Annotated in this window: 17 protein-coding genes; 5 read left to right on the top strand and 12 right to left on the bottom strand. The window is 44.0% G+C overall.

Features of this window, described 5'->3' with window-relative positions:
• Positions 1 to 64: 64 nt before the first annotated feature.
• Positions 65 to 985: a LysR family transcriptional regulator gene (locus tag OH459_RS08060; RefSeq protein ID WP_049535959.1), complete on the bottom strand. Its 921-nt coding sequence runs from the start codon at positions 983 to 985 to the stop codon at positions 65 to 67.
• A gap of 148 nt (positions 986 to 1,133) precedes the next feature.
• On the opposite strand from OH459_RS08060, the gene OH459_RS08065 reads away from it, so the two are divergent.
• Together OH459_RS08065 and OH459_RS08070 are read left to right on the top strand one after the other, a co-directional pair.
• Complete coding sequence (locus tag OH459_RS08065; RefSeq protein WP_005446034.1) at positions 1,134 to 1,376, top strand: hypothetical protein; 243 nt, start codon at positions 1,134 to 1,136, stop codon at positions 1,374 to 1,376.
• Between the two features lie 40 nt (positions 1,377 to 1,416).
• Positions 1,417 to 1,968: a carboxymuconolactone decarboxylase family protein gene (locus OH459_RS08070; protein ID WP_269986320.1), complete on the top strand. Its 552-nt coding sequence runs from the start codon at positions 1,417 to 1,419 to the stop codon at positions 1,966 to 1,968.
• Between the two features lie 80 nt (positions 1,969 to 2,048).
• Here OH459_RS08070 and OH459_RS08075 read toward each other — a convergent pair whose 3' ends face one another.
• The 3 genes from OH459_RS08075 to OH459_RS08085 all read right to left on the bottom strand — a co-directional run bounded on the left by OH459_RS08075 (position 2,049) and on the right by OH459_RS08085 (position 4,686).
• A complete protein-coding gene (locus OH459_RS08075; protein ID WP_017818086.1) occupies positions 2,049 to 2,570 on the bottom strand; it encodes a YgjV family protein in 522 nt (173 codons plus the stop codon).
• A gap of 98 nt (positions 2,571 to 2,668) precedes the next feature.
• A complete protein-coding gene (locus tag OH459_RS08080; protein ID WP_269986322.1) occupies positions 2,669 to 3,235 on the bottom strand; it encodes a Crp/Fnr family transcriptional regulator in 567 nt (188 codons plus the stop codon).
• A gap of 77 nt (positions 3,236 to 3,312) precedes the next feature.
• Positions 3,313 to 4,686 (bottom strand): MATE family efflux transporter, encoded by a 1,374-nt coding sequence (locus OH459_RS08085; protein WP_269986324.1) that lies wholly within the window; start codon positions 4,684 to 4,686, stop codon positions 3,313 to 3,315.
• 272 nt (positions 4,687 to 4,958) lie between these two features.
• Between OH459_RS08085 and msrP the strand changes: the two genes are divergently transcribed.
• The 3 genes from msrP (at position 4,959) to OH459_RS08100 (ending at position 8,502) form a co-directional block, all read left to right on the top strand.
• Positions 4,959 to 5,963: a protein-methionine-sulfoxide reductase catalytic subunit MsrP gene (msrP, locus tag OH459_RS08090; RefSeq protein ID WP_005446028.1), complete on the top strand. Its 1,005-nt coding sequence runs from the start codon at positions 4,959 to 4,961 to the stop codon at positions 5,961 to 5,963.
• A complete protein-coding gene (gene msrQ / locus OH459_RS08095; protein ID WP_038897895.1) occupies positions 5,960 to 6,577 on the top strand; it encodes a protein-methionine-sulfoxide reductase heme-binding subunit MsrQ in 618 nt (205 codons plus the stop codon). Before msrP ends, msrQ begins: the two co-directional genes overlap by 4 nt.
• A gap of 416 nt (positions 6,578 to 6,993) precedes the next feature.
• Positions 6,994 to 8,502 carry a DUF3360 domain-containing protein gene (locus OH459_RS08100; RefSeq protein ID WP_258455491.1) on the top strand — a complete coding sequence of 503 codons (1,509 nt, stop codon included), beginning with the start codon at positions 6,994 to 6,996 and terminating at the stop codon, positions 8,500 to 8,502.
• Positions 8,503 to 8,626: 124 nt separating this feature from the next.
• On the opposite strand, the gene OH459_RS08105 is transcribed toward OH459_RS08100, so the two are convergent.
• From OH459_RS08105 to OH459_RS08140, 8 genes are all read right to left on the bottom strand, one after another.
• Positions 8,627 to 8,956 (bottom strand): c-type cytochrome, encoded by a 330-nt coding sequence (locus tag OH459_RS08105; protein ID WP_009697480.1) that lies wholly within the window; start codon positions 8,954 to 8,956, stop codon positions 8,627 to 8,629.
• A 2-nt stretch (positions 8,957 to 8,958) separates the two neighbouring features.
• Positions 8,959 to 9,435, bottom strand: coding sequence for a TlpA family protein disulfide reductase (locus tag OH459_RS08110; RefSeq protein WP_009697481.1), 477 nt, complete (start codon positions 9,433 to 9,435; stop codon positions 8,959 to 8,961).
• Complete coding sequence (locus tag OH459_RS08115; protein WP_269986327.1) at positions 9,428 to 9,997, bottom strand: SCO family protein; 570 nt, start codon at positions 9,995 to 9,997, stop codon at positions 9,428 to 9,430. The genes OH459_RS08110 and OH459_RS08115 overlap by 8 nt, the downstream gene beginning before the upstream one ends.
• Before the next feature lie 11 nt (positions 9,998 to 10,008).
• Positions 10,009 to 11,103, bottom strand: a complete 1,095-nt coding sequence (locus tag OH459_RS08120; protein WP_009697483.1) for a YncE family protein — start codon at positions 11,101 to 11,103, stop codon at positions 10,009 to 10,011.
• Positions 11,104 to 11,213: 110 nt separating this feature from the next.
• Positions 11,214 to 12,872: an Lcl domain-containing protein gene (locus OH459_RS08125; protein ID WP_269986328.1), complete on the bottom strand. Its 1,659-nt coding sequence runs from the start codon at positions 12,870 to 12,872 to the stop codon at positions 11,214 to 11,216.
• Positions 12,873 to 13,484 carry a cytochrome c3 family protein gene (locus OH459_RS08130; RefSeq protein ID WP_017190228.1) on the bottom strand — a complete coding sequence of 204 codons (612 nt, stop codon included), beginning with the start codon at positions 13,482 to 13,484 and terminating at the stop codon, positions 12,873 to 12,875.
• An 8-nt stretch (positions 13,485 to 13,492) separates the two neighbouring features.
• On the bottom strand, positions 13,493 to 13,963 hold the full coding sequence (locus OH459_RS08135) for a copper chaperone PCu(A)C (RefSeq protein ID WP_009697486.1): 471 nt from the start codon (positions 13,961 to 13,963) through the stop codon (positions 13,493 to 13,495).
• 24 nt (positions 13,964 to 13,987) lie between these two features.
• Positions 13,988 to 14,986: a porin gene (locus OH459_RS08140; protein ID WP_009697487.1), complete on the bottom strand. Its 999-nt coding sequence runs from the start codon at positions 14,984 to 14,986 to the stop codon at positions 13,988 to 13,990.
• Between the last annotated feature and the right edge of the window lie 3 nt (positions 14,987 to 14,989).

Below are 14,989 nucleotides of genomic sequence, written 5' to 3' on the forward strand. Positions count from 1 at the left end.
AGATTAGTTCGTCTAGCCTGGCGCATTTCATTTATAAATAGGCATTTCATATATACAACAACTACTAATTTCGCTCTGAGTGAATCGAAGCCAGAAATTCTGCCGATTGCCCAAACCTTTCAAAAATCATGTCTCTAAAGGCAACCACTCTGGTCGCTATCAGCTTTCTGTCTGCCCACACCAAGAATGCTTTACCCGTTGGGTATTCTAGTTCTGGCAATACTTCTACTAACTCTTTTCTTTCTGCATGCTTTTCAAAGGCAGCTCTTGGCATCATGCAGATCCCAGCTCCTGCTATTGTCGCATCAATATTTAACCGCAGACTGCTGATTGAGTAACGAGGCTGATAAGGAATACGGATCGCTTTGCCATCTTCTTTTAGCTCCCAATACGGCAAGTTATTACCTGAGAGTAGCTGATGGTTAATCAACTCTTCTGCTCGTTCTGGCTGACCATGTTTTGCGATATAACTGGGTGATGCTGCGAGCATTAATGGTGATTCAAATAACCGACGCTGTATTAAATGACTGGCATGAGGTGGGGTCGTTACAATCGCAAGGTCAATCTGCTCATCAAAGAAACGCTCAGTGCCTGCACTAAATTGAATGGTTACGGATACCTCTGAGTGAAGCTGCATAAACTCAATCGCCATCTTTTGCAGGAAATTATCAGCAAATGGCTCAGGGCAAGAGACTCGGATTTCACCCGTCAATACTGGCTGGCTATTCGAAAGCTGCGTCCATTCATCATTTAACTGCATAAATAGGGCAGCGAAGCGTTGGTAGTATTCGTCGCCTGCCGTCGTGAGTTGGAACTGTTTTGCATTACGGTGTACCAGTTTTTCACCCAGTTTATCTTCGAGGCTTGCCACCGCCCTTGACAGCGTTGGGGCTGAAACGTGTGTTTTGAGGCTCGCCGCAGCAAAGCCGCCACACTCGACAGATTGGCAAAACAGATAGAGGTTGGAGATGTCTTTTGCTTTCATAATTGAACGCTCTTGGGAATGACACTTTGAGTTAATCATTCAAATATGAAAGATTCAAGTTCAATGTTGTCTATTTTTGATTGCGATGGTCGGGGCTAATATAGCCCCATCAGTTAGCCAATCGAAGTAATGTACAAGAGAGTCAAATATGAAAAAGTTTCCGCGCAAGTTCCAGTACCCATTAATGGTTTCTATGGTTCTACCAACTATGCTTCTTAGCATGCCAGCTATCATGGTTGCTAAGACGTTACCTACAAACGGTATGTTCTTCGATGCATGGTTAAACGCAGTTTCACAAATGGTGCCATCTGCACTGTTAGTTTTAGCCCTTGTAGCGCCAGCGGTTCGTTTGTTTGTAACCAAAGTCCTGCTAGAGCCAGAAGTGAAATAAGTCAGTAAAGTTAATAAGTTAGAGAATGGGAAAGAGAAAAATGAACGAATTTAAACTACACACTGTTGAGTCTGCACCAGAAAAAAGCAAAGCAATCCTTGAAGGTGCACAAAAGCAAATGGGTATGATTCCGGGTCTTTACGCGGTAATGGCTGAGTCTCCTCAAATCCTAACGGCGTACACGCAACTGCATCAGCAATTCACTAATACATCATTCGACGCTGAAGAGCTAACAGTGGTATGGCAAACCATCAACGTTGAGCACGAATGTCACTACTGTGTTCCTGCACATACCGGGATCGCGCACTCAATGAAAGTAGACCCAGCATTGACTGAAGCATTGCGTAATGATGAAGCAATGCCAACTGAAAAGCTTCAAGCACTAAAAGACTTTATTCTTGCTGTCGTTCGTGAGCGTGGCAATGTATCAGAAACAGAACTAGCAGCGTTTTTTGCAGCAGGTTACGGTCAGCAACAGGTTCTGGAAGTGATCCTTGGTCTATCGCAAAAAGTGATTAGTAACTACGTAAACCATGTTGCTCACACCCCAGTAGATAAAGTATTTGAAAAGTTTGCTTGGTCTAAAGAGTAGTCCAATGAGCTAGATGCCATAGAGCGAACGACTAAGTTCGCTCTTTTTTCATGTTGTTTGTCGTAAATATCGGCATATGTTTATACAGATTTGTTCTGAGTCAACAGACCTTGGCGTATCCCATAATAACGATAATAGCCGATAAGATTGCTGCTAATAAACAACAGCTCCATTAGTACAGCGGTAGGAGAGCCTGCAAGGTAATTGTGTATTAGCCAGAGCAAAGTTCCGACAATCATTAATTGCCGCAAACGTTGATCACTTTTACAAAATGCAGCTGTGGTCTGAAATAGCGTTCCGCCAAAACTAAGCAAATTGATTAAGTCAACAAAGGTCATCACAGTGATCATTAACGCAGAGGTTAAATACAGAAACATCCACCTTTTCGATGTAGTAAAGATACTAGTGAAATAGCGGATACTAGCGAGTAACATTAAGCTTGCGGCGGTCCATTGCTCTAGTAGAACAAAGTGGGTGCTAATCAAGATGCCAGATGCACATAAGCAACAGACAATTTTTTGCCTTTTTTTAAATTGAAATGATATCAGATCGAATACGATGGCGATTGCTATCAATATTTGGGACCAAAGAAATGCCGACATGCTTCCCTCCTACAAAATTTAGAATAAATATGGAGGTGGGATTATGCGTATGTATCCTAAGGTAGGAATTAACTTTAGTTAATTCCTACTTTTTATATTTAGCTTTTAATTCTGGCTTTCAATCTCGATAGGCTGACAGGGCTAATACCGATATAGCTGGCTATCTGAATGTTATTAAGTTTGGCTAACCAATGTGGCCAATACTGCAGCAAGTGCCGATACCTTTGCTCGGGTGTGTGGAGTAATAGAAGGGCTTCTTTCTGCTCCTTGAATATTAATTGTTGCTGTAACAGTGTGACTTTGGCTTGTGAGAACGAAGGCAATGCCAGTAAATTCAAAGGGATCCTTATTACTTCTGCTGTTGTAATAGCTTCAATTTGATATTGGGCAGGCATTCCCTGCAACCAACTTGAATAGAGGAAGCATAGCTCATCTTGAAAATAAAACTCTTTGCATCGTTCAAAACCGTTCTCACCGTAATGACAAGCTCTAAGTATTCCGGACAGGATAAAATAGCCATAGTCCTGCTGAGATCCCTGTGCGAGCAAAATATCTGATGGGTTTAGTGAGAGCAATTTAAACTGAGTTGACAAGGGTTTAACCGTTTGAGGTGGAACACCCATATCAGAGAAATGGTCAATCACCTTAGTGAATTTACCCAGCATAAAAACAGGTTCCATATTTGCTTTATTTCACCAAGACTAACACATTTAATCACTCGAAATATCCAAGATACTATTGATTATCGGTGTTCTGCTGTTTTCACTTTCATCATGGGGGCATGAGTAGCGGATAAGTTTTGTTTTGCATAGCTCGTTAACTGTAACCATGAAAACAATCCAGCGAGTACATTCGCTATTGTTGCCGCAATGATGATAGTAAAAATGTCACCCTGTAACGAGCCAATCGCAATCGCTGGGATGTACAGAACCAGCAATCTAACAAAGCAAACGAAAAGGGCGGTTTTGGGTTTACCCAATGCGTTGAAGATTGAAGTGACAACCATACATAAGCCTAAAGGACCGTAGCTAAACGGAATCACCCAAAGGGCTAGCTTCAACCAATCTTGCATTGTGTTGTCCGCCGATAGTAGAGGAACAACGATTGGTAAACTTACCACCAACAAAGTTGCGATGACCAAGTGGAACAAGATCACAAAGCGAGAAGCTGATTGAACAAGCGCTTGGATTGAATCGAAACGTTCGGCACCGAGCTCACGACCAATCATCGGTGGTAACGACATGGTGAGCGCCAATGTGAAGATTAGCAAGAAGCTCTCGACTCGATTGAGCAAACTCCAAAACGCAATTTCATTGGTTCCAAGATGAGCGATGAACATCACAGTCACGAACGCGCTGACTGACGGTAAGATTTGGTTCATCATGGTTGGAATCGTGGTTTTGATCAGTAGATTGAAATCCTCTTTGCTGGCTAAAGCACAAGATAAAGGAGCGAACCAATGGCGACCTTTGGCTCTTTGCATCATGTAAGCCGCGCTGATGGCAAAACCAAGCATAGATGCTAGCGCTGCACCTGCGATCCCCATGTTAAGAACGAACATAAAGATTGGATCAAGTACGAGGTTGATAAGGCTTGCGATGACAAAAACGGAGCCAGTGACTTTAGTGTCACCATTCGCACGATAAACACAGGTCATCAAATACAGCACAGCACTCGATAGTGCGCTCAACAACCACAAGCCCCAGAACTGACCAAATAACACTTCAAGTTGCTGATACTGGGTGCCGCCGTCTTCCACAGAGATAAATGCGGAAAACACACTTTGTTCCATCAACCACAACGTAACTCCAATAAGTGCGATAAAAGCGCTTCCAACAAGCAATGCAAGTGAAGCCGTATTGGTAGCTCGTCGTGTGTCATTTGCACCAAAAGCATGAGAAATGATCGATATTGCCGCGACACCGATGCCGACTTGAATTCCGATAAATGCAGCTTGGAAAGGCATGGTAATACCTTGCACCGTAAGCTCGTTTACACCAAGCTTGCCGATAAACACTGCATCAATAAGTTGTACTGACATGATCGCAAAGAGACCGACCGTTAACGGCAGTGTTTTTTCGAGAACGGATTTTAAAGTCGTGGAAATCGCTAGCATCACAAGGCTCATGATTGGAAAGTTTGGGAACAATGCCAGTATAGAGTTGTGATTGTTAATGATAAGAGGGGTAATCCCTAAATCAGTTTTTAGATTTGGTTAATAATGAAGTCGTTGCGTGTTCCACCGTGCGGCTGAATAGTAATTGCAAACTTAAATGCATATCGGTTTTTCGTTTTCTATGAAATAGAACTGCCATTGCTACGGTCTGTCTTAATCAACGTATTACCAGTTCGCTATTTACTAAAGTATGAACACATTCGGGGAAGATTATGTGGATTAAGAAGAATCATCGCTGGGCTTTATCTGAAAACGAAGCGACGCCAGAGTCCGTCTATAAAGAGCGTCGTGAAATATTGAAAAAGTTAGGCATTGCGGTTGTCGGTATGCCACTCGCTGCGAATGCACAAGCTGGTATTTTGGACATCTTCTCGTCAAAGGAAAAGCCAGTCTCAGATAATCGAATTGATCTTAGTGTGACTAAGCCACAGCAGTATCAAGCGGATCTTTCTCTTACTCCTGAGAGCAAGGTTTTGAAATACAATAACTTCTATGAGTTTGGTACCGATAAATCTGACCCAGCGAAAAACTCTTCTGAATTTGTGTCTGACCCATGGACGGTTGAGATCGATGGCTTGGTGAATAACCCGATTAAGCTCGATTACGATGACATCTTTAACAAGTTCACACTAGAAGAGCGAATCTATCGCTTACGTTGTGTCGAAGCATGGTCAATGAACATTCCGTGGATTGGTTTCCCTCTAGCAGACATCATCAAAATGGCGGATCCAAAAAGTAGCGCGAAATACGTTGCTTTTGAAACCCTCTACGACCCGAAACAGTTCCCAGCTCAAGGCTCGTTTAGCAGTATTGAATATCCTTACGTCGAAGGGCTTCGTCTTGATGAAGCAATGAACCCGCTCGCACTGATTTCTGTCGGTTTATACGGTAAGACGCTTGCACCACAAAACGGTGCGCCACTTCGCTTAGTTGTACCGTGGAAGTATGGCTTCAAAAGCATTAAGTCTATTGTTCGAATTCGTTTAACTGACCGAGAGCCGCCAACAACGTGGAATCGTTTAGCACCAAATGAATACGGTTTTTACGCTAATGTGAACCCAAATGTTGACCACCCACGTTGGAGCCAAGCTAGCGAGCGTTTCATCGGCGAGGGCAGTGTGCTCAGTACTCGCAGACAGCCAACATTGATGTTCAACGGTTACGAGGAAGAGGTGGCGCATCTCTATAAGAATATGGACCTGAGGAAGTTCTATTGAGAAAGCTGACGCCAAAACACATCATTGCGCTTAAGGTCCTTATCCATCTTGTCTCTTTAGGCTTTTTAGGTCTGCTGGTTATTGCGATTAATACCGACAACTTAGGTGGCGACCCTGTTCAAGGCATTATCCATTACACGGGTATTAGCGCGCTGAATACGCTGTTTATTACCTTGTTGGTTTCTCCGCTTGCGCGTTGGACCAAGCAGGGATTGTTAGTTCGAGTCAGACGACTACTCGGGCTCTACAGCTTTTTCTGGGCAGTGCTTCATTTGGTTGCGTTTGCTGTTCTTGATTTAGGGTTAGATTGGAGTTTGCTTGCCTCTGAAATCGTCAAACGCCCTTATTTGACCGTTGGTGCGGCAGTGTGGGTGATCTTGTTACTTCTGGCGGTGACTTCGACTCAATCTATGCAACGCAAGATGGGTTCCAAATGGCAAAAGCTGCATAACTGGGTTTACTTAGCTGCGATATTGGCACCGATTCATTTTTATTGGTCGGTGAAGTCTGAGGTTGCAGAGCCGACGATCTATATTTTAATCGCTATTGGTTTGCTTTTTGCTCGATGGAAGACATTAAAACAGCGAGTGTTTCGAAAACTATTATCCAGTTGATGCGCTGTTAGACTAATTGCGACACATGAATCGATAAATTAAAAGGGGCTACGTGAGCCCCTTTCTTCATTGGACAAAAAGCCGCTAACCCAAGCTTTCTGTTGCTGTTGGCTCACCAGGCTTCCACACCTTTCGTTCGCTTTCACCAAAGACTTTGAGCTAGGTCTATCAAATCCCATCACAACGCTCATACCGTTAGCCCGAACCCTACGACTAATGTCTAACCACCTGAGACTATTTGTATTTTTTCGTTTGGTATAAGGTACTAGCAACTGAATTTTAAGAGTTCATAAAGATCAGTTATCGAGTTCTTGTCGCAGAGAATATAGAGACAACGACTTGCTTAATCTTCGTTTATTGAGCAAACAACGTTGGTTGGAAAAACACACCTTAGAGTGTGAACGAAAGGAATCACAATGAGCAGCACTTTAGAGTCCGTACATATTCGAACAGATAAGCCTAAAGCCAGTGAGGATGAACTCACTTATGAACAACAACATAAACCTAGCTCGGAGTTTGAGTCCCGAGAACAATATTTAGAGCACGAGTTGCAAATCATGGCGCCTAAACGTTGGCGTCCTAATTTGCCGTTTAAAGATTATCGATTCGAGGTAGAAGACACCATTCCGGCGATGGCCGCGACCATTGGTAAAGTTGTTATGGTGGGAGCCATTGCAGCAACCTTTGCCGGAGCGCTAGGGTTGAATGAAGGCTTTGTTTTAGAAAATGTACGTTATGAACTACTCATCGCCTCTGTTTTCATTATTCTTTTCTCAGGCTTTCTGTTGCCGACCGCAAACCTCGCGGGTACACACGGCCCGCTCATCCCATTAATTCCTATCGTCGTTGCAGCAGGCGGGCACCCAATGGCCTTTGGTCTGCTGATTGGCGCTTTTGGCATACTGTTAGCCATCAGTAAAGGTGGCAGCATGTTGGCAAATCTCACCAGTAAAGGCGTGTGTGGTGGTTTATTGCTCTACCTTGGCTTTGTTGGAACCGTCTCTCAAGTCAAAAAGCTGTTCGCGTGGGCAGAGGGAATAGGGATGAGCCACATTGCTTTTGTCGTGATCTTTTGCACCATTATTTTATATGCATTACTGGAACACTTTCGTAAGCGTTGGCTAGCGGTTCCTCTTAGTTGCTTGCTAGGCGGTACTTTAGCTTTTGCTATGGGCGCTCCGTTTTCTTTTCAAACCGAGCCCGGCTTACCTAATATGAATCCGATGTATTGGTGGGGGGAAGATACGGGTTGGATGCTAGGTTTACCTACGATTGAGCATTTCATGGTGGTATTGCCTTTTGCTATTTTAGCCGTAGCCATGTGGTCGCCTGATTTTTTAGGGCATCAAGTGTTTCAAAAAATCAGCTATCCAAAACGTACAGAAAAAGTACATATGAACATCGACGATACCATGACCACCGCTTCCATTCGTCAGACGTTCGGTTCTCTGCTCGGTGGTACTAACTTTACGTCTTCGTGGGGAACTTACATCGTTCCGGCGGCTATCGCTAAACGCCCAATTCCTGCTGGTGCTTTGCTAACAGCACTGTTCTGTATCATCGCCGCGGTTTGGGGCTACCCAATGGACTTAGCGATCTGGCAACCTGTACTTTGTGTTGCGCTCATTGTTGGGGTATTTGTGCCTTTGCTAGAAGCAGGAATGGAAATGACGCGTGAAGGGAAAACCACTCAATCGGCAGCGATTGTTGTATTTTCTTCAGCGTTAGTTAACCCTGCATTTGGCTGGTCTCTCACCATGTTGCTAGATAATTTAGGCTTAGTCGGCTGTAAAGAACGTAGTGGGGAACTCAGTAAAATGAGTCGTTGGGTATTGCCTGGCATTATGTTTGTTGTGCTAACGAGCGTAATGGCATTGGTGGGCTTACTTCCGGGGATTCCAGCAATTATCCCAAGCTTTCGTTAGATAGGCTCATTGTACGATTTATGGTTTGAAGAACCTTTTTCTAACCTGATAGAAACGGTTTAGTTCTGTGGAGCTAAACCGTTTTGGCTGAATACTTCTGGCAGAATTTCTAAGAGCGATGCCCTTAGTTGCTGCTCACTACGCTTAAGTATTTAGCCATAAGGCGAATTTCTTCGTCGGTGTAGTGTTCCATTGCTACCTCCATGGTCATGAACAAACCGTTTTTACGTTTTTTCATCTTGTAATCCTTCATTTGATTGAAGAGGTAAAGTTCACTTTGCCCGCCGATTTTCGGGTACATAGGCATCACTGGCTCATTTCCGGTTTCACCATGGCACGTGGCGCAACCACCTTTCCCAGGGGCGATGTATAGCGCTTTGCCTTTTTCAGTCTCAGGGCTGGCAAAAGCAGAGAAGCTGATGGAGAGAATAAGTAAGATAAGCGTACGTTTCATGATTACAGCTCCTTTCTTAAGCAAGTTAGCCAGTCTTGAATCACTTCGGGGGAGTGCTTGATATACCCAGAATAACGAAACTTAGTTTCACCATTGATCACTACCAATGTGGCTGGCAACCCTTGAAAACCAAGTGCATGAATTGATCCCATGTCTGGTTCAATGGTTTTCGGTAAATGATGAATCCCCAATTTAGAAAAACGCTCATCGATCGCCGGAAGATTGTCCCCAATGTGTACTGTTTCAACACTATAATTTTCGTTATTCGCTATGCTGTCGAGCGCAGGCAACTCCTTTAAACAAGGAGGGCACCAAACCGCCCATAGATTGACCAAACTTACTGGGCTTTTTAACTCGGTAAGCTGATAAGTAGCATTTGCTAGCTTAAACCCCTCTGGAGTGGTGCATTCTTTTGCTGTTATAGAGAAGCTCAAGCATAGCGTTACGCTAACCAGTGCAAATGAGGTCCATTTATTCATTGATATACCTCTTCAAACTTTGACCGATTTTTGCACCACCTTCACCATAGCCAAATACATCGATAAGCTCTCTGTCTGGTCCGTAAAGGTAGATGTAGGCAGAGTGGTAAACTTCATATTGTTTTGGGAGAGGGGGATAAATCGGCTTGCCTTCAAGAGAATAGCCATAGGTTGCTTTCATACTCTTTGCTATTGCTTTGATCTGCTCTTGAGTTCCGGTTAATCCAACCATTTTGGGATCAAAGTACTTTACATACATGTCCAAGTTTTCAACGGTATCGCGGTTAGGGTCAACAGAGATGAAGATTGGCGTGACCTTATCGGTCTCCTCTTTTAACGAATTCACCGCTGTCGCTAAATCGATGACAGTGGTGGGGCAAATGTCTGGGCAACTGGTGTAACCAATACCCATTAATAAGAATTTTCCTTGCCAATTTTTCTCGGTCACCCTACCTAAGGTATTCTCTTGCAGTTCAAACTTTAAAGGTTTAGCCGCGGCGCTAAAACTCAGCAAGCATGCCGCTAGAAAAGCGTAGATAGTATAGGAAGTTTGTCGTCTCATTGTTCGTTCCTTTAGTGACATACAGTATTTGTAATGCCCATCGCTAGCAGGTGGGGCTTGGCGAGCTTGGTGTCGATCTCTTTCAACACCTTGTTGGTGCGGATGTCGTATACGAAAAGTTTTGAAGAGCCTTCTTGTGTTGCAAAGAGCGTCTTTGAGTCTGAAACCACAACCACTTCTCGTAAGTCATTTTTTAACGAGACAGATTGGACTGGTGTATTGGTCGAAAGCTCAAAAATGTCCAGAGCTCCCTTTGATTCAATGATGCCCATTGTCTCGATCCAACCAGTACGAATAGATTTTGGAGCCCCGGTAAGCTTGAGTTCCTTGACAACTTCACCTCCCCAGGATTCGATAACTTGCGCTTGACCACTTTCACTGGCAAGAACAATATATTCAGAATCTGAACTCACGTAAGGACGCCAAGGTTGTGAGTCGAAATGGAAGGTGTTGAATTCCATTTCCATAGAGAGATCCCAAACAACCACTGAATTATCTTTATATTGGGAGGTAAGCGCTAAGCGCGCGTCTGGTGACAAAGTCAGTTCAGATACGTTACCTTCGCCGACATTGATATAGCTTCTTTGACCATCGTGATTACGATAAATAAGTGTTTTTCCTGACTTGCTTTCTGAAACATACAAGTTGTAGCCGCCGTTATCAAAGTTCATGCTAAACGGCGATTTGATGTCGGTAATCGTGGCGATGTATTCACGTTTTAGCGGTTTAATAATGTCTATGCGATCCTTCATGGCCACTGCCAGTTGGGCTTCATCAGCATGAAAGGTAATTTCTGTAGGAACACTTTCCATCTCCATCTGCCAATGTGTCTTTTTAACTAAGTCGTAGACATAGACGGTTGGAGTTTGTCCGTCAATGTAAACGAGAACGTCTTGTACGTCTGACACTTCAAGATGAATCGGTTTTGCCTTGAGTTCGATCTGGTCTGTGTAGGAAAACGTAAAGGTGTCAATAACGGCGACGTTTTTTGAGTCATCGTCAGAAATGAATGCCCAACGAGCACCATCGTCATATCGACCTTCGATATCGGCGTACGCAGAAAAGGTAAGCAAAGAGGTAAGTAGGGGAATTAAAATCTTGTTCATAGTAACCTCGAACAATAGAAAGCATCATCGCAATCGAGCCATAAATGATTTTTTGGGCGACATTCTTGGTGTGGAAGTAAAGAAGCCCTCAAGAGGGCTTCATTGAAAAACTAAGGGTTGCGAACACAGCGAGTATAGAACTCGGAGTCTTTTGACATACCGAAGCCTTGTCCTGTCAAATAGCCATGCGCCCAACCTTCGTTATCACCAGTAAACCTCAAATCCAATTGCTCAGGCGTTTGGTTTTTCTTACGAGCCGATAGCGGTCTTACGTGAAGCGTAGGGCCGGCAACATCAGAGGTGCTGGTCCAGAAGAATGATTTCACTGGTGTGTTCGGGAAAAACTCTTCATCAATAGCTGGAGAAACTTTGTTGTAGTTAACAATTGAGTTCATCTCCTTGATATCTGGAGTGCGCCAGTCATCATAGCCAGCATATTCTAAGTCTTGGCAGTACTTCAGGGAGTCATCGAACTTGCGTTTCACATAATCAATATTTTGCTGCCACATTCGATTGGTCACTTTTTCTGTTACAGTACCGTCACCGTTATCCACGTATTGCATGTTGTGGTATGCGGCGTCGTTATCCGCGCGAACACAGCGAACCAGCTTGGTTGAAGCGGTATGTTGACCCATGATATGAGCATCAGGGAAACCGACGTGCCAAACGTGATCGTGACGATCAGAAACAGGGAACGTCCAAATACCAGAGTTTTGACGTGGCATGTTCAAGAACACATCGGTATTAATCGCTGGACGGAACTCACCCATGTCAGCTATGGAGAATAGCTCTTTCATTAGCGGGAAACGCCAGTCTGTGTAACCATCGATTTCTAGGTTTGCGCAGTATTCTTTACCTTCGACCGCCGTCATCCAGATTCGGGAGGAGTCACGTTCCCACATCAACTGAGTATTGTTGTCGAGAACGACTTTCCCTGATTCAGAGATAGTGTAGCTAGGCTCATTACCTTGGTAGTCAGAGTCTTCGCCAAAGGTGTCAGTAAAGTTCTGTATTTGACCTGTTTCTGGTAACTTGAAACCTTTAGGTGCGGGCATTCCGATACCAGTAATAAACTCTTCCTTTTCAATCGGCTTAACTCGTTGACCAGAAACATAAGCCGCTACATCGCGATAGTCTTGGTCTGACAGCATCTTAGCGTAAGGCATCATGATACCTGCCAGTACTCCGTTGGTTCGTTTGCCGTCGCGGTAGGCAATCATCTGTTCATAGATGTACGTTGGCATTTGACCTTTCAATGGCGGGAAGTTTTTCTGTGTTGATGCACCTTGCTCTCCATGACAAGCTTTACAGGTTCTGTCGTAAGTTTCTTTTCCGCGTTTAAACTCTTCACTTTCTAGTACATCCGGCATTGGGTTGTACTTCATTTTTTGTGCACCAAGAAGGATCGCGGTTGATGCCATATCACGAGGCGGGTTAGCGTAAACGATCTCTTTCATTTGAGAGGAGATACCTGCGTGGCGCTCATTATCCATAGAGAACCATTGGTCTAAGAACCATTGTGGATCAAAACCTTCAAGCTTGGGGCTCAAGGTCTCAGGTACTTCCTCTTTTGCTGGTCGGTGGCAACCGAGGTAACAACCAAACACAATACGTTTTGCTGCTTTTAAGTCTTTAGGTGATTTCTTTAAATCTTCAAACGTTCGATTAATGGTGTAATCACCGTATCCATTATCGATGTCTTCTGCTGCAAAAGTGCTACCAGCCAACGCTAAGCTGATGGCAAGTGACAATGCGGTTGAATGTTTCATTTATAAGCCCTCAGTTGCCGCCAAATTACGAATTCGTTCTTCATCACGCAAACGCATCTCACGCTTTAAGTTAGGGTGGGCGATATCGTAGTGGCAGCTCGAACACTTCCAAGATGGATCGTTAGCTTTGTTGTTAAACGCAAGGTTGTGAGAAAAGTCTGATGCGGGTGAGTTTTCGTCTGCACCTTGAGCGCGCTCTTCCAAGCCTCGGTGGCAATTGATGCAGCCTGAGTCATAAACATACTCACCACGTTTAGGGTGGAGTTCATCATAATCAAGCGATTCCATACCCAGCACAAACTCTCCCCATAGATGGCGAGTTCCGGATGTTCCTTTTACCCAAAGCTCTTCAACAATATTCGATTTTGGCAGGTGACAATCGATACAATCTGCGACAAAACCATGTTGGTTGTTGCCGCCATGTATCGATTGAGAAAACGTTTCAGCCATTGGTTTCATCGTATGGCATGACGCACAAAATTCATTGGTACTGAATACATGCAAAACTTCGGTTGCAGGGAGTGCTGAGATCAAACCAATACCTATGCCGACTGCGACAATGGCAAGTTTAACCGAGCGTTTCACTTGTTTAATTTGCTCAATAATTTTCATCATCTCACCTACATTTTATGCTTCGGGGGAAAGTCAGAAGATTTAAGAACGTTCGCTTCACATTGTTGATCTGAAAGGTAGGTGAGCCATAAGTTGACCGTGTACTTTTCACCGGCGAGTGGGCGCTTCTTAAGGTCCATTAACATAAAGTGCGTTCCACCGCGTTCTAGTTTGGTCACCGTGTTCTTTTTGAGGAACAGTTTCGGAAAACGCTGCATCTTCATCACGCCATCTTTCATAATGGTGTTGTGCATTTGAACCTCATTGGTAAGCTCCGGTATTTCCGCTCCTAGAATGGCTTCTGGAGAAGGGAGTCTCAGTGCTTTTACTTCTTCGTCTTCAGTAAAGCTCGCATTAAAAAACAGTCCGGTTTTGTTGACGCCTGGAGCGGGTTCAACGATGACACAGTCGGTAATGGAGACACCTGCATAGGCTTGAGCTGTGCAGAGTAAGCTCAACGTTAGGAGTAGCTTTTTCATCTGTTAGATCCTTAGCACAAGGCGTTAAAACTTGAAGTGGAGGCCGATGTTAATGTTGTCATTTCGATTTTCACCGTTGTTGTTCGCCGGGTCATTGGTAGCTGAATCTTCAGCGTACTCAGCAACTTCAACATAGGTAGAGAACTGTTGACTAAAGGCATAGTTAAGACTTGCTAGGTAAAGCGTTTGGTTATCTTTATTGGAATCGTCGAAAGCTTTGTGTTGAGCTCCGAGTTTAAAGGTCAGCTTATCTAAAGAGTATTTGCCTGAGATACCATATACCGCGCTGTCGCCTTGAGGATCGTCGTAATTCAGTTCAATAAGACCACCGAGGTAGAAGTTATCCCAAGTGTAAGAAGACGACAGAGCGTAACGAACGTAGTCATCGTTTTGATGCCCTGGCATTTGTTTCTCGTCGACTTGGGCACGATTCAGTACCAGATCGAAGTTATCAGTCACATACAATAAGCGCAGACCAAGAATATCAATGTCTTCTCCATTGCTATTGTCAGGGCTTATGACCGCGACTTTTGCGTACACACCGTTCCATTTGGGTGTCATATAGGCAAGTTGATTGTCGCCAGATTTTGCTTGACGAAATAAAGCTGCATTACTTGAACGGTGCATATTGTTGCTTTCAAAAATGTCTACATGAGAGTAGAGATCTTTATAGGTGCCAGTGGTCCCGTTACCGAAGTAGATGCCGCCGAAATCTTTGGTTACTAGAATTAAGTTTGCTTCGCTAACGCGGGTATCGAAGTCTTGCTCCTCTGTAACCTTTTGAGTTAAATCTTCAGAATACTCAGCTTCTAGGTTATAGATAACACGCAAAAGATCAGCATCATGTTTACCTTTGATGCCTGCATTAGCACGATGAATTTCTGACTGATAATCTTGTCCCGCTTCCCAGCGTACTTGCCCTAAAATGTCGCCATAAAAGTTGGGTGCTTCAAAGGTTGTTGCCGCGACAGGCGTGGTACACAAAGCGAGTGTGGAAAATAGTAAAGAGTGTTTTAACTGCATGAA

It is taken from the genome of Vibrio sp. MM46, assembly GCF_027587135.1.
GTDB lineage: Bacteria > Pseudomonadota > Gammaproteobacteria > Enterobacterales > Vibrionaceae > Vibrio > Vibrio harveyi.

Coding starts and splice junctions, on each gene's coding strand:
- OH459_RS08060 (WP_049535959.1), bottom strand. CDS start 985: ATGAAAGCAAAAGACATCTCCAACCTCTATCTGTTTTGCCAATCTGTC.
- OH459_RS08065 (WP_005446034.1), top strand. CDS start 1,134: ATGAAAAAGTTTCCGCGCAAGTTCCAGTACCCATTAATGGTTTCTATG.
- OH459_RS08070 (WP_269986320.1), top strand. CDS start 1,417: ATGAACGAATTTAAACTACACACTGTTGAGTCTGCACCAGAAAAAAGC.
- OH459_RS08075 (WP_017818086.1), bottom strand. CDS start 2,570: ATGTCGGCATTTCTTTGGTCCCAAATATTGATAGCAATCGCCATCGTA.
- OH459_RS08080 (WP_269986322.1), bottom strand. CDS start 3,235: ATGCTGGGTAAATTCACTAAGGTGATTGACCATTTCTCTGATATGGGT.
- OH459_RS08085 (WP_269986324.1), bottom strand. CDS start 4,686: ATGCTAGCGATTTCCACGACTTTAAAATCCGTTCTCGAAAAAACACTG.
- msrP (WP_005446028.1), top strand. CDS start 4,959: ATGTGGATTAAGAAGAATCATCGCTGGGCTTTATCTGAAAACGAAGCG.
- OH459_RS08100 (WP_258455491.1), top strand. CDS start 6,994: ATGAGCAGCACTTTAGAGTCCGTACATATTCGAACAGATAAGCCTAAA.
- OH459_RS08105 (WP_009697480.1), bottom strand. CDS start 8,956: ATGAAACGTACGCTTATCTTACTTATTCTCTCCATCAGCTTCTCTGCT.
- OH459_RS08110 (WP_009697481.1), bottom strand. CDS start 9,435: ATGAATAAATGGACCTCATTTGCACTGGTTAGCGTAACGCTATGCTTG.
- OH459_RS08115 (WP_269986327.1), bottom strand. CDS start 9,997: ATGAGACGACAAACTTCCTATACTATCTACGCTTTTCTAGCGGCATGC.
- OH459_RS08120 (WP_009697483.1), bottom strand. CDS start 11,103: ATGAACAAGATTTTAATTCCCCTACTTACCTCTTTGCTTACCTTTTCT.
- OH459_RS08125 (WP_269986328.1), bottom strand. CDS start 12,872: ATGAAACATTCAACCGCATTGTCACTTGCCATCAGCTTAGCGTTGGCT.
- OH459_RS08130 (WP_017190228.1), bottom strand. CDS start 13,484: ATGAAAATTATTGAGCAAATTAAACAAGTGAAACGCTCGGTTAAACTT.
- OH459_RS08135 (WP_009697486.1), bottom strand. CDS start 13,963: ATGAAAAAGCTACTCCTAACGTTGAGCTTACTCTGCACAGCTCAAGCC.
- OH459_RS08140 (WP_009697487.1), bottom strand. CDS start 14,986: ATGCAGTTAAAACACTCTTTACTATTTTCCACACTCGCTTTGTGTACC.